Origin of the sequence: Planktothrix pseudagardhii (assembly GCF_904830925.1) — a bacterium.
GTDB classification, from domain to species: Bacteria; Cyanobacteriota; Cyanobacteriia; order Cyanobacteriales; family Microcoleaceae; genus Planktothrix; species Planktothrix tepida.
The window spans coordinates 770,445-783,996 of record NZ_LR882967.1 but is presented as its reverse complement, the minus strand read 5'-3'; the positions used below and the strand labels follow the sequence as shown (position 1 = coordinate 783,996).

Below are 13,552 nucleotides of genomic sequence, written 5' to 3'. Positions count from 1 at the left end.
GTGAGTTACTATGCCCTCTTTAGAAGTTCGTGAGTTTGCCGAAAAAATCAATCAATTATCCCTTGAGGATAAACAATGGTTACTCCAACAATTAAGCCTACAATTAAACAGTCAAGGCTTAGAAATAGAAAAATTAAACCAGAAAAAACAAGCGAGAGAAATTATCTCTGAAACGTTGTTAGAGGTTTTATCAATGTCCGACAATTGTTATGATAAAGTTTGGGGAAGATTTGATGCAGTTTGTACAAAAATATGTCAGGAAAATCTTGAATAATAATGGCAGTAAAACAATTACCTTTAGTTATTTTAGATACATCTGTTTGGATCTCAGCTTTCCTGAGTAAAAATAGAAATAGCGCGCCTTGTCAAATCATTCAATATTGGAAACAAGGTAGATTTAAGTTGGCTATTTCACCTCAACTTCTAGAAGAATTGGTTTGTAAATTATTAGAAAAGAATATTGATAAAACTGATATTAAGGATATCTTAGCAGCAATTTTTTATACAGCTATTCATGTTAAAGGCATTTATCAGGCAACAACATTGGACAACATTGATCCTGATGATAATATATTTTTAGCTGCTGCTTATGAAATCGGCGCAGATTATTTAGTATCTTTGGATAAGCAACATATTTTACCCTTAAAACATTATCATCGGACACAAATTTTATCACCAGATTTATTCTTAAATATTCTTTTGCGTTAGGATATAGCACTACGCAAAAAGGGGTTTGAAATTTCTAAATCCTGAAAACCTTTAACAGCTTACTGTTCCCTATTCCCTATTCCCTATCTATGATTAAGGCTTAAAACCAACGGCTTCAGAAATAGATTTTAACTTATATTGATCTAATTTCTGTAAGAGTCCTTCTAATATTCTTTTAACCATTCCTGGCCCTTCGTAAACCCAACCCGTATAGACTTGAATTAAACAAGCCCCTGCGGTGATTTTTTCCCAAGCATCATCGGCGGTAAAAATTCCCCCAACGCCAATAATGGGTAACTGTCCTTGGGTATTTTGATGAATCCAACGAATCACTTCTGTAGACCGTTTCTTCAGGGGAGCGCCACTAATTCCTCCGGCTTCTTCAGTAATATAACTTCCAGTTTGGGGTAGCCATTGGGTGTTTAATCCCTCCCGTTTTATGGTGGTATTCGTCGCAATAATTCCGGCTATTTTATAGGTTTGAGATAAATGAACAACATCAGCGATCGCATCCCATTCTAAATCCGGTGCAATTTTAATAAAAATCGGTTTATTGTCTGTATTTTCCGTTTTTAAAACCTCTATAATTTTACTTAATTGTTCAGCATCTTGGAGTGATCGCAATCCGGGGGTATTCGGAGAAGAAACATTCACAACAAAATAATCTCCATAATTCTTTAACAATTTAAAACTCCCTAAATAATCTTCTGCGGCGACTTCTAAGGGAGTAATTTTAGATTTTCCTAAATTAATTCCAACGGGAATCATCAATTGTTGTTGGCGTTTTTCTTGTAACCGTTGCGCCAATATTTCCGCCCCTTGATTATTAAATCCCATGCGATTTAAGACCGCTTGATCTTCAACTAATCGAAATAATCGAGGTTGCGGATTTCCTAGTTGCGGATGGAGGGTAACAGTCCCTAATTCTGTAAATCCAAATCCCAAACTTTGCCAAATTCCCGCCGCGACCCCATCCTTATCGAAACCCGCCGCTAAACCAACAGGGTTATTAAACGTTAAACCCCATAATTTCTGCTGTAAACGGACATCTTGTAAACAAAATGAGGGTCTAAGTTGAGATTCTACCCAATTTATCGGAGACTGAGACTGATTTTGGTCAATCCAACTCAAGAGTTGTAAAGCTCGATGATGTGCCCATTCGGGGTCAAGCTTTAATCCATAGAATAAAAGGGGTCTAACAGTGCTACGGTAAATATCCAAGATCGTCTCCTCTGATCATGTCCAGAACATTAAAACTCAGGGATTTCCTAAATCCTGATTGTTAAATTTTAATTTAATGTATTTTTTGAGCAAAATCGTGAAAGACTAAGGGTAAGATGGGATGAGAAACCAGATCAACGGGGAAAGCATTTTTTGACCCCATACCAGAAGATTGCATTTGTTGAAGATCTCCATTAAATTTTTAATTTTAAACCTAAATTAGAGTATACGGTTTGGGAGTTTATTATGGGTCTATCCGAAGAATCGATCGCATTAGATCAACCCATCATGACATTAGGGCGTGTCCTCCAGACCCTACAAGACGAAGATAATGTTGATGTTTTAATCGAAACCACTTTAGACTATATCAAAACCGAGTTTAACTATAGTTTAATTTGGATTGGTTTATATGATCGCTTAGATCATCGCCTCCTGGGAAAAGGGGGAATTATCCCGACAGAAGATTCATGGTTACTCAAACAAAGATTTATTTTATCTCCTGGGGATTTACTCGAACAAGTTGTGATTGAATTGCGACCTGTGGTTGTTCCTGATTTAAGAGAAGAAACCCGTGCGGGGGAATGGCGAAAAGCAGCCCAAGCTTTTAATATTCAGGGTTCAATTTTATTTCCCATGCGCTACAAAGATCGGTGTTTTGGTGTGGCTTTATTAGGCTCAAGTGAGTGGGGAATTTCTCCGAGTTCAATGGAAAAAGAACTGATTTCAATGGTATTAGGAACCTTAGCCACTTCTTTATTCCAAATTGAAACAACTTGGATGTATCAACAAACAAAACGACCTGATCAACCTTTCTTTAAACTGTTAACTCAATTTAGAACGCTAAATACCTTAGATCGCTGTTTAGAAGTAGCCGTAGAAACTACCCATGAATTTATTGAACCTACGCGCACCAATGTTTATTGGTACTATCGAGAAGGACGGTATTTTTGGCGAAGGGCGAGTAATCAACAAAAAATGCCCGGTATCAGTTTAATGAAACAAGCTGCTTCTGGGGTAACGGTACAAGATTTAGGGGAATTTTATCAAGCTTTAATTTCCGATCATTTAGTCTCTATTGGCGAGTCTTATAGTTCGTTAAGAGCCGATACAACGGAACGATTAATGGAGAAAATTCGCGCCCGATCTTTATTAGCGGTTCCCATTGTTTTTAATCAAGAAATGTTAGGATTTATTGCCGTTGAAGGACAACATCCTCGGATTTGGCAAGAAAATGAAAAACAATTTTTGCGAGGGGTTGCTCATTTAATTTCCTTAACTGCACCCTTAGCCGAAATGGAAGCCAAAATTCGACAAATTGAACTCGATCAATCCTTAACGGCTAAAGTTACCCGTGCAATTGTGGATGATCAAGATTGGCAGTTTTCTCTAAAAACCACAGCAAATCTTTTGTGTCAACGATTAAATGCAGGGCGGTTTTTATTAATAGAATATCAACCTGAAACTGAAGACTTTAAGATTATTTATCAACATTATCCGTTAAATCGAACGGCAATTCCTTCCCCTTTAAATGCTCTAACTTATCAAGATTTGCAACGCTTTAAAAATCAAACTGAAATCTTAGTGGTTGAAAATTATGAGGAAGATGAAAAATTAAAATCCTGGCGAACTCAGCTTCGGGATGCAGGAGTGCGATCGCTGATGTTGTGTCCAGTTAATGGTTATATTACAACCGGAAAAAATCAACAGCAAAAAGTTCCCCAAGAATTATTAGTAATTGGTCATGAATCTCCTCGCACTTGGGATCGAACCGAACAAGAATTAGTTAAAATTGTTAGCCAACAATTGAGTGTGATTTTACATCAATGGCAACTTAATCAACAAATTCAATCTCATGAAGACTTTAATCAAGTTTTAGAGGATTGTTGGTTAACCTTACAAAAAACAGACCAATTACCATCTATAGAAAAACAATTTACCCAAGACATAGCCCAATTATTACAAAGTCCTTTAGTTGTATTATTAACCTGGATTGAGGGTGCAAAAAAAGCTAAAATTGTCAGTTGTGTGGCACGTCAAGCAACTCTATCAATCAACACAGAACGATTAATTACGGTAGCTAAAGATCCTTTAATTCAACACGCTTTATCAACCGAAGAATTATTTTGGTGGCCTGTACAGGAATTATCAGCCTATACTCGACAATGGTTTACCAGTTCCGTTGATAAAATATTAGTGACTGCCCTTCGCACAGCCAAGAATCATCAGCCGACAGGTCTTTTAATTATTGCTGATCCAGAGCAAATTCATGATGAATCTCATATCTCTTTAACCATGTTAAATTTGTTAGTCATGCAATTTGCTTGGTCACGGCGCTATTTACGAATTCAAGACACCTTAAAAACCCAACATGAAGAATTACAATGGCTAAATTGGTATAAACAACGGCGCTTAGAAGAATTATATCGAACCGTAGGCGGAGGACTGAAACAATTAAGCGAATTAAATAATTCTCCGTTTCAAGGTTCTGATCCTCAGAAAACCCAACTTTCCCATTTACGTTATCAACAATTATTACGTCAGATGGGAAATGCTTTGGCTTCTACCAGTTCTTTAATTAAACAAGAACAATGGCGACTTCATCATCACCATGATATTGTTCCGATTACAAATTTATTACGATGGGTACGGGAACGATTGAATGCTATTATTCGTAATAAACAAATCCAATTTATTGTCAAACAAGAAGGGAATTTTAATGTCATTGGAGATCGGATTAAACTAGAACTGGTTTGTTATGAAGTTTTATTAACAACCTGTCACCGTTCTGAACCTGGAGGCATGATTGAGGTTGTTAGTCGCCTTTGTACTGATCATGAATTAGAACTTTTTATTACAGATTATGGTAAAATTAACCCGCAACTGATTATTGAGTTAAAAATGGGTTCCCATCCCGATTTACTAGCTCCCTCTCTGTTAACGTCTTCTCCGGGTCAACAGCTTTTAATTTGCCAACAAATGTTAGAAAAAATGGGAGGAAACTTATTACTAGAAAAAATAGAAAATCAACCTTTGATCACCCGGATTATTTTACCCGTATCTTCTTCAAGTTGAAGTATATTTTAAATTCATTTGAGCTTGTTTAGTTTATTTTAGTGTTTTAATATGTTGCTTTCCTTGCGAATCGAAAACTTTGCTCTCATTGATCATTTAGATTTAGATTTAGGAACAGGCTTGAATGTTTTTACCGGAGAAACGGGAGCCGGGAAATCCATTATTTTAGATGCGGTTGATGCCGTTTTAGGGGGGAAAGTAGACCGACGTTCAATTCGGACGGGGGCTACTCGATCTTTAGTAGAAGCAACATTCGAGATTGAAAAAAAATGGCTCAATTGGTTAACAGAACAAGAAATTGATTTAGTGGATGGTAGCTTAATTGTTTGTAGTCGAGAAGTGGTGATTTCAGGAGATAAACTTCGCAGTCGATCACGGGTCAATGGAGTATTAGTAAATCGTAAATTAATTGATCAACTCCGCGATCGCTTAATTGAAATTACCGCCCAAGGACAAACCTTACAATTAGGTCAACCCGAACTCCAACAGGAATGGTTAGATCTCTATGGCGGTCAAGCTTTAATCAAAGCTCGGAAAGAAGTTTCTGTTGCCTATACCCAAGCTCAAACCTGTAGCCATGCTTTAGAAAAACGCCGTCAATTTGAACAGCAACGGTTACAACGATTGGATTTATTAACCTATCAAATTCGAGAATTAGATGCAGCAACGTTAACAACACCCGATGAATTAGAACAATTACAAATAGAACATCAACGGCTGAATCATATTGTTGAACTTCAGCAACAAAGCTATCAAATTTATCAAGCTTTATATCAAAATGAAAGTGGGTTAGCCGCCGCCGATTTATTAAGCCAAGCTGAAGGTAAATTAACGGATTTAGTTGAATATGATTCCCAACTGCAACCGATTTTAGAAATTGTCAGTGAAGCGGTGGCTCAAATTACCGAAGCTGGACGACAAATCGGCAGTTATGGCGAACAATTAGAATCCGATCCTCAACGCTTAGAAGAAGTGGAAGAGCGAATTCGAGATTTGAAACAAATTTGTCGAAAATATGGGCAAAATTTAGGAGATGTGATCGAATATTATGAACGCATTCAAACCGAATTAAAAGATTTAGAGGATGAAGATCAATCCATTGAAGCTCTTGAAGAAGCGTATCAACACACCCTGCAAACCTTGAAAGAAACCTGTCAACAGTTGACCAGTCTGCGTCAAAAAGCTGCCCATCAATTAGAAACCCATTTAATTAAAGAATTGAAACCTTTAGCGATGAAAATGGTTAAATTCCAGGTCGAACTTCATCCGATTTCCCCCACAGCCCTAGGGGCGGATCAAATTCAATTTTGCTTTAGTCCTAACCCCGGAGAACCCCTCCAACCCTTGGGCGCGATCGCATCCGGGGGAGAAATGAGTCGGTTTCTTTTGGCTTTGAAAGCTTGTTTTTCTCAAATTGCCGGGTCAGGAACCTTAATATTTGATGAAATTGATGTCGGTGTATCGGGACGAGTAGCCACCGCCATTGCTCAGAAACTCCACCAACTCAGCCAACGCCATCAAGTTCTCTGTGTTACCCATCAACCTCTGGTGGCGGCTATGGGAGATCATCATTTTCGAGTGACGAAAGAAACTATTCAAACGGACTGTGATCTCAACTCCGAGGGGACTGATCCTGAAACTCGAACCGTTGTTCGGGTCACTCCCCTGACTTCCCCCCAACGCCGGGAAGAACTCGCTCAATTGGCCAGTGGAGAATCGGCCCAAGAAGCGATCGCCTTCGCCGAGTCCCTCTTGAGTCAAGCGGCATTGATGAAAAAATAGGGAGACAGGGGATGTAAACTCTTTCATAACCCATAAAACTCATTAATTTGCGAACATAGTAGTGGCTGTCAGAATCTTTTTGACACCAAAAACTCTAAAATCATGACCAAATAAAGATATTAATTGGTAACTAATAATATATGAGGATAGGACTATGAATGCTTTAACTGTCAATTTGAAATCATTAATAGAAATGACTGATGAGCAGTTTTTTCAGCTATGTCAAGACAACCGCGAATTGAGATTTGAAAGAAATGCAAATGGAGAGTTAATTATAGCGATCACATTCCCCATACCCAAAATTTATCTATCTAAACTTTAACTAACGGCTGATTGTTTATAGATGAACGAGGTTGAATCGTCTTTTTAATTTCTTCTCCCGCTAACTCTTCGGCTAGGCGTAACTCATAAGCTTTTTGCAAATTAAGCCATAGTTCTGCACCCGTGCCAAACCATCGTCCTAGACGTAATGCCGTGTCAGCAGTAATACCTCTTTGCCCTTTGAGAATTTGCGTAATCCGATTTGTGGGTATATGGAGCGATCGCGCTAATTCTGATGCACTAATTCCCAGTTCTTTTAATTCATCAGATAAGATTTCGCCAGGGTGAATTGCAGGTCTTGCCATAGTTGTTTTCTCCTTTAGTGATAATCGACAATTTCGATGTTAAATGGACGATTTTCTGTTTCTGTCCACTCAAAACAAATACGCCATTTATCATTTATGCGGATGCTGTACTGCCCTTTTCTATCTCCACTTAGTGCCTCAAAATGGTTACTTGGCAAAGCTATTAAGGATTCTTTATTAGGTGCGGCTTCTAGGATTTCTAGGCGCTTGTATGCTTGTCTTTCAAATGCCTGAAATTTTTTGACACGATCGCCAGCAGCAAATTTGGCTGTGCGTTTGTCTTTATATTTTTGAGGCATAGGCAAGTGTTATGCGTTACGTTAAGCATAACATTTATATCGCAACTTCGCAAAAAATCAACCAGCGATCGCCTAAAAATCACGACTCACAGGAATAGCGATCGCAACGGTCTACGCAAGCACACTATATATAGCGTGTTTGCGTAAGTCCTGACAGATTAAAATCCGTGATATCCTCTTAAATCTGTGAGTCCGATTGCCTCTAGCCCTATTTTTTCAAAATTGGTACAACAAAACACAGACAGCAATCTATACTAAATGCAACAATAGTCCCACAAACCCCATTCACCCCAAATGAAATTAAATTGAGCAAGTTGTCTATATCCAAAGTAAACTGGTAAATAGTATTTCTGTATGTCTTACTTTCTTTTGATAGTTCAAAGCTTAAATTTTTATTAACTTTTTCCTTGGTATTGTTTTAGCCCTGGTTTATTTAAAATGACTATGAAATCTGCATCCCCAACCAATTCTGTATCGGAAGAATCCACCGTTGTTTCAGCACAAGTTGTTGATGTAACGATTGATGTACCTGCTGTTGAAGACTCCAAACCCAATCGAAATGGCAATCAACCCCAAACTTCAAGAGGGGGTGAAACCCCTCAACAAGCACCTGCTTCATCAGATAAAGGCGGGGGTTTAGTTGTTACGAAGGAACAGGGTGGAAATTTCTCCTCTTTTTTAGCGCCTTTAACTAAAGATAATTTTGTTCAAGTCGTTAAAGAAGTTGAGGACAAACTTAAAACCGTTAATCAAACCCTATCGATGCTGAATAATCTGCTCGATGCTCAAGGGTTTGAGGAAATTCTCAATGAAATGTTGCGATCAATTACCATCAAAATAGGGGAATTGCTCAATGCAGATCGCACCACTATTTGGCTAGTCGATGAAGACAAACATGAACTCTGGTCAATTGTAGCTGGAGGAGCAGAAGGAAAACCCCTAGAATTGAGGATTCCTTCAACCGCAGGAATTGCCGGAGAAGTCGCTACAACCCGATCTGTTGTTAATATTCCTTACGATTTTTACGCTGATCCGCGTTCTGCTGCGGCCAAGAAAATGGATCAGAAAAACGGATATCGGACTTATACCATGCTGGTCATGCCTCTATTAAATGATGAGGATGGACTGGTGGCAGTGGTGCAGTTACTCAACAAATTAAAACTGAATTGTGCTCCCTCACTTCCCTTAGATGAAAAAATAGATTTTGACGGGTTTACTGCCGATGATGAAAAAATATTTGAAGAATTTGTTCCCTCCATTCGCTTAATTTTAGAATCCTCTCGTTCCTTCTATGCCGCTACCGTTAGACAACGAGCCGCCGCCGCGTTAATGAATGCGGTTAATGCCCTGAGTAAGAGCAGTTTAGACTTAGAAGAAACCCTAAAAAATGTTATGGATCAGGCAAAAGAATTAATGAATGCTGATCGCAGTACATTGTGGTTATTAGATCAAGAAAAAGGAGAACTTTGGACAAAAATTCCCATTGGGGGCAAGTTAGTTGAAATTCGCATTCCTCAACACGCTGGATTTGCTGGAATTGTTGCCCAAAGTGGCGATCCGTTATTAATTCCCTTTGATCTTTACAACGATCCTCGCTCTGAAACGTCTAAACAAACTGACCAAAAAACCAAATATCGGACGTGCAGTATGTTATGTATGCCCGTGTATAATGCTGATGATCATCTGATTGGCGTGACTCAGTTAATTAATAAGAAAAAACAAGGGGATTTTCCGCCTTATGATCCCACCAATTGGCCGGAAGCCCCGGAACAATGGAAAGCCAGCTTTAATAACGATGATTTAGAATTCATGCGGGCGTTTAATATTCAAGCGGGGGTCGCGCTGCAAAATGCTAAATTATTCCAAAAAGTAAAAGAACAGGAACAACGACAAAAAGATATTTTGCGATCACTCAGTAATGGCGTTATTTCTACGGATAAAGAAGGCCGAATGATTGCCACGAATGATTGTGCAATGGAACTCTTAGGACTGCGGGAAGAAGATGTCGTTCAAGGGCGTTCAGTTCGAGATTTACTTCAGATTAAAGAAGGAGATTTTGGCAAATGGTTTGATGCAGCTTTAGCCCCGAAAGATTCCAAAGATCGGCAACAATATTATCCCGATCAAACTCTATTATCTGGTGCTTCTCAAGAACCTCGGAGTATTAATTTATCGATTAATTCCATGTCCGATATTAACAACCCTGAAAAAGTTAGTGGGGCGTTAGTCGTCATGGAAGATATTAGTGGGGAGAAAGAAGTTAAGAACTTAATGTATCGCTACATGACCCCAGAAGTTGCAGAACAACTGTTAGCGAGTGGCGATACGGGGTTAGGCGGAAAACGCAAAGACGTAACGGTTTTATTTAGTGATATTCGCAGCTACACAACCTTAACAGAAAAACTACAAGCTGAAGAAGTTGTTACCATGCTCAACTCCTATTTTGAGGAGATGGTAGACACCGTATTAGGGTATAAAGGAACCCTCGATAAATATATCGGGGATGCGTTAATGGCCGTCTTTGGATCTCCAGCCCCCTTAGAAGATCACCCCTGGATGGCCATGCAAGCCGCTGTTGAAATGCGCTACCGTTTAGCGGAATACAATGAAGGTCGAGTAGCCCAAGGGTTAATGCCCATTAGTATTGGCATGGGTCTGCATTCTGATGAAGTTGTATCAGGAAATATTGGATCAAGTAAACGGATGGAATTAACCTCCATTGGGGATGGGGTCAACTTAGCTTCCCGTTTAGAAGGAACCAGCAAACAATATGGCACGGATATTATTATTAGTGAGAATACCTATACTCATTATGCAGATCGGGTGATTGTTCGAGAACTGGATTTCATCACAGTGAAAGGAAAGAGTCAACCCGTAAGAATTTATGAATTGGTAGGAATTCGGGAAGGTAAATTGGTTCGACCGATTTCTGAAAAACAGCAAAGTATCATCGACCATTATCATCAAGGACGGGAATATTACCTCAAACCGGCAACGGAAAAATTAACGGCGGAGGAAATTGTACCAATATTAGAAGAACTGGAAGAAATCACCGAAGCTCAGATGAAAAAACTGTCCTATGATGATAAAGATTTATTAGGGCAAATGTTGTTGAAAAATTCCTTGAAAAAGCTGACCGAGATGTTAGATGAAAACACAATCAAACGGTTAGCACTAGAAGAATTTAAGCAAATGCCCACTGAAGAAGCTTTAGGGGTATTACCGGACAAAATTAAGGGATTAACTCCCCGTGAAACCAAAAAACTATTCATTGCTAAACTGAAACAGTTTACAACGGATGTCAATACCCAAGAAATGTTAGAAAATGAAGCAACGGAGATGGCTTTACCGAAACTGCGGAAAATGATTGATTTAGCTAAACGAAAATTTGCACTTAAAGCCAAAGAATCGTTGAGAAATGCCAAGCGTGAATTTCTGACAGTGCTAGAAATTGATCCCAAGAATAAAGCGGCTAAATTACACGTTGATCGCTGTATTCTCTATGAAACCACACAACCCCCGGATGAAACCTGGGATGGAGTTTGGAATTTAACCGAAAAATAGCACCCGTTAATCGGGGGTGGGATTCTATGAGGTAAAATGACTGTGTAAGTTTTGTGTTGCACAACTATTGTTCAAAGACTGAGGCATGAAAATGGACGCTAATCTCATCGGGTAAAGTCCGGGTTTGACCTGCAAAGTTAAGATTTTTGAATAGGATTTAATCTGATGCAGTTGAACGTCATAAACTAAATTTTAGATCAATAGACGCACTCGTTTCCAAACTTCCCACTTTTTCTTATGATTAACAATCAGAGAGTAAGATATGCCTAGAGTTAGTTCACAATTATCCGATCTTCAGTGGGTTAAGCAAGTTCGTGACTTGTTAATTGAAGTGGCACGGGCTTCTTTAGCCGATAGTCCGAAATTGCCGGAGAGTGTCAGCACTCAAGCATTGCCTTTAGCTCAAAAAGCCCAAACTATTCTGCAAAAAAACACCAACACACCCAATCATCATACGAGTTGGCAATCTCAAAAAAGCCAATGGATTGAGGACGTGCGACAATTGTTGTTGGAACTGTCTCGAATTGCTTTAGCAGAACGACCCAAACTCCCTGAAAATATTGCTCAACGGGCGTTGACTTTAGCGGAAACCGCCCAGGATATTCAGGAAGTTTCAGATGATTCAGGACGAGATGACCTTTCAGGGCATGATGACGATGAAGCAGATGATTCTCCTCCAGAAACAGCCTTGTCCGTTAATGATTTATTCAAGCGTTTAAAAGAGAGTTTAACAATCGAATCTCAAAACAGTCATCAAGTTGGAGATGCTCAATGGCAGCAATTGTTAACATTACTTGACATGGTTCAGGATACCTATAACAGAATCCCAAAATCTTGAGCGATTCTGAGTGCATTGAGAGAGGTAGAGAAATTTATCCTCGGCTTTGAACAGCAAAAATTTCTCCCAATCTCTCTACAAAGGAGGAAACACTTTCCTTGAGTTTGTGCTATATTAGAATTTAGAGATTGTAATTTTTAAACAATTAATATCAAGCAGTCGTAGCTTTTATTTATGGAATCAGATAGTCAACCAGCCAGGTCTAGTGAAAAATCTACTGATAGATTGGCAGACCTCATTGGAACCTTGATCGCTGTGTTAACCTTAACGCTACCTTTGCTTGCGATTGCCCGCTATTCTCCCAGCCAAATTAATCCTTGGCCGTCTTATCCCCCTAATTACCCATCAATTCAGAAGTAGGGGGTATTGGCTATTAACTCCCCTTGTGATCTTCTCCCCCTTGGAGGAAATGCCCATCCCCTTTAGAATGCTATTGGGGGAATGCCCCTAATTTGATTATTGCAACAGCTTGGAGAACGACTCGTGGATTTATCAAAAATTCCGCCCCAACCTAAACCGGGTTTAATTAATGTTTTGATTGAGATTCCCGCCGGAAGTAAAAACAAATACGAATACGATAAAGACTTACAAGCCTTTGCTCTGGATCGTGTGCTGTTTGCTTCGGTGCAATATCCGTTTGATTATGGCTTTATTCCTAATACCTTAGCCGATGATGGAGATCCCTTAGATGGGTTGGTGATTATGGATCAACCCACCTTTCCCGGCTGTGTGATTGCAGCGCGACCCATTGGGATGTTAGAAATGGTAGATGGTGGTGATCGAGATGAAAAAATTCTCTGTGTTCCCGCCGCCGACCCCCGCTATGCAGACGTAAAATCCCTTAAAGATATCGCTCCCCATCGCCTCGAAGAAATTGCAGAATTTTTCAGAACCTATAAAAATCTGGAACGGAAAGTCACGGAAATTTTAGGTTGGCAAGATGTTGATCAAGTGGCTCCCCTTGTTGAGCAGTGTATTCAAGCTGGAAAACCCAAAGGTTAATTCCCGTTCAACTTTAATCCTCTAGGATGACATAGGAGACAAATCCAACTTTCACAACCATGCACCGAACACTACTATACGCTAAGATTCACAACTGTACTCTAACCGCAGCGAATGTTCACTATGTGGGAAGTATCACCATTGATCAATCCCTACTCGATGCTGCTGGAATCTTCGTTCATGAACAGGTACAAGTCGTGAATGTTGCCAATGGGGAACGGTTTGTCACCTATGTTATTCCGGGCGTGGCTGATTCCGGTGCGATCGAATTGAATGGAGCGGCGGCTCGTTTGGGGGTAGTGGGCGATCGCTTGATTGTCATGTCTTATGCACAATTTTCCCTCGAAGAAGCAACCACCCATCAACCTAGAGTCGTGTTTGTCGATGAGAATAATCGAATTGTGGAAATTCGGGGCTAAAATGATTTTAGCTTATTCTGC

12 protein-coding genes are annotated in these 13,552 nt (G+C 39.5%); 9 read left to right on the top strand and 3 right to left on the bottom strand.

The features are described from left to right. The first annotated feature begins 10 nt into the window (after positions 1 to 10). Both NMK36_RS03295 and NMK36_RS03290 read left to right on the top strand, forming a co-directional pair. Complete coding sequence (locus NMK36_RS03295) at positions 11 to 274, top strand: hypothetical protein (RefSeq protein ID WP_072720382.1); 264 nt, start codon at positions 11 to 13, stop codon at positions 272 to 274. 2 nt (positions 275 to 276) lie between these two features. After that, complete coding sequence (locus tag NMK36_RS03290; RefSeq protein WP_072720383.1) at positions 277 to 708, top strand: putative toxin-antitoxin system toxin component, PIN family; 432 nt, start codon at positions 277 to 279, stop codon at positions 706 to 708. A gap of 93 nt (positions 709 to 801) precedes the next feature. Here the strand turns inward: NMK36_RS03290 and NMK36_RS03285 are convergent, their stop codons facing one another. Further along, positions 802 to 1,929, bottom strand: a complete 1,128-nt coding sequence (locus NMK36_RS03285; RefSeq protein ID WP_072720384.1) for a quinone-dependent dihydroorotate dehydrogenase — start codon at positions 1,927 to 1,929, stop codon at positions 802 to 804. Positions 1,930 to 2,175: 246 nt separating this feature from the next. Between NMK36_RS03285 and NMK36_RS03280 the strand changes: the two genes are divergently transcribed. Both NMK36_RS03280 and recN read left to right on the top strand, forming a co-directional pair. Beyond that, complete coding sequence (locus NMK36_RS03280) at positions 2,176 to 5,001, top strand: sensor histidine kinase (protein ID WP_254172977.1); 2,826 nt, start codon at positions 2,176 to 2,178, stop codon at positions 4,999 to 5,001. Positions 5,002 to 5,052: 51 nt separating this feature from the next. Beyond that, on the top strand, positions 5,053 to 6,783 hold the full coding sequence (gene recN / locus NMK36_RS03275; RefSeq protein WP_254172976.1) for a DNA repair protein RecN: 1,731 nt from the start codon (positions 5,053 to 5,055) through the stop codon (positions 6,781 to 6,783). Between the two features lie 311 nt (positions 6,784 to 7,094). Here the strand turns inward: recN and NMK36_RS03265 are convergent, their stop codons facing one another. Then, positions 7,095 to 7,409, bottom strand: a complete 315-nt coding sequence (locus tag NMK36_RS03265; protein ID WP_072720387.1) for a HigA family addiction module antitoxin — start codon at positions 7,407 to 7,409, stop codon at positions 7,095 to 7,097. A gap of 14 nt (positions 7,410 to 7,423) precedes the next feature. Further along, complete coding sequence (locus NMK36_RS03260; protein ID WP_072720388.1) at positions 7,424 to 7,708, bottom strand: type II toxin-antitoxin system RelE/ParE family toxin; 285 nt, start codon at positions 7,706 to 7,708, stop codon at positions 7,424 to 7,426. Positions 7,709 to 8,152: 444 nt separating this feature from the next. On the opposite strand from NMK36_RS03260, the gene NMK36_RS03255 reads away from it, so the two are divergent. From NMK36_RS03255 to panD, 5 genes are all read left to right on the top strand, one after another. Next, a complete protein-coding gene (locus NMK36_RS03255) occupies positions 8,153 to 11,272 on the top strand; it encodes an adenylate/guanylate cyclase domain-containing protein (RefSeq protein ID WP_083580092.1) in 3,120 nt (1,039 codons plus the stop codon). Between the two features lie 262 nt (positions 11,273 to 11,534). After that, positions 11,535 to 12,110, top strand: coding sequence for a hypothetical protein (locus NMK36_RS03250; protein WP_072720389.1), 576 nt, complete (start codon positions 11,535 to 11,537; stop codon positions 12,108 to 12,110). Positions 12,111 to 12,284: 174 nt separating this feature from the next. Beyond that, the gene (locus tag NMK36_RS03245) at positions 12,285 to 12,470 is read left to right on the top strand and encodes a hypothetical protein (protein ID WP_072720390.1); all 186 of its coding nucleotides are present in this window, start codon (positions 12,285 to 12,287) and stop codon (positions 12,468 to 12,470) included. A 123-nt stretch (positions 12,471 to 12,593) separates the two neighbouring features. Beyond that, the gene (locus NMK36_RS03240) at positions 12,594 to 13,112 is read left to right on the top strand and encodes an inorganic diphosphatase (protein WP_072720391.1); all 519 of its coding nucleotides are present in this window, start codon (positions 12,594 to 12,596) and stop codon (positions 13,110 to 13,112) included. A gap of 59 nt (positions 13,113 to 13,171) precedes the next feature. Further along, positions 13,172 to 13,531 carry an aspartate 1-decarboxylase gene (gene panD / locus NMK36_RS03235; protein ID WP_072720392.1) on the top strand — a complete coding sequence of 120 codons (360 nt, stop codon included), beginning with the start codon at positions 13,172 to 13,174 and terminating at the stop codon, positions 13,529 to 13,531. Positions 13,532 to 13,552: the final 21 nt, after the last annotated feature.

Coding starts and splice junctions, on each gene's coding strand:
- NMK36_RS03295 (WP_072720382.1), top strand. CDS start 11: ATGCCCTCTTTAGAAGTTCGTGAGTTTGCCGAAAAAATCAATCAATTA.
- NMK36_RS03290 (WP_072720383.1), top strand. CDS start 277: ATGGCAGTAAAACAATTACCTTTAGTTATTTTAGATACATCTGTTTGG.
- NMK36_RS03280 (WP_254172977.1), top strand. CDS start 2,176: ATGGGTCTATCCGAAGAATCGATCGCATTAGATCAACCCATCATGACA.
- recN (WP_254172976.1), top strand. CDS start 5,053: ATGTTGCTTTCCTTGCGAATCGAAAACTTTGCTCTCATTGATCATTTA.
- NMK36_RS03265 (WP_072720387.1), bottom strand. CDS start 7,409: ATGGCAAGACCTGCAATTCACCCTGGCGAAATCTTATCTGATGAATTA.
- NMK36_RS03260 (WP_072720388.1), bottom strand. CDS start 7,708: ATGCCTCAAAAATATAAAGACAAACGCACAGCCAAATTTGCTGCTGGC.
- NMK36_RS03255 (WP_083580092.1), top strand. CDS start 8,153: ATGAAATCTGCATCCCCAACCAATTCTGTATCGGAAGAATCCACCGTT.
- NMK36_RS03250 (WP_072720389.1), top strand. CDS start 11,535: ATGCCTAGAGTTAGTTCACAATTATCCGATCTTCAGTGGGTTAAGCAA.
- NMK36_RS03245 (WP_072720390.1), top strand. CDS start 12,285: ATGGAATCAGATAGTCAACCAGCCAGGTCTAGTGAAAAATCTACTGAT.
- panD (WP_072720392.1), top strand. CDS start 13,172: ATGCACCGAACACTACTATACGCTAAGATTCACAACTGTACTCTAACC.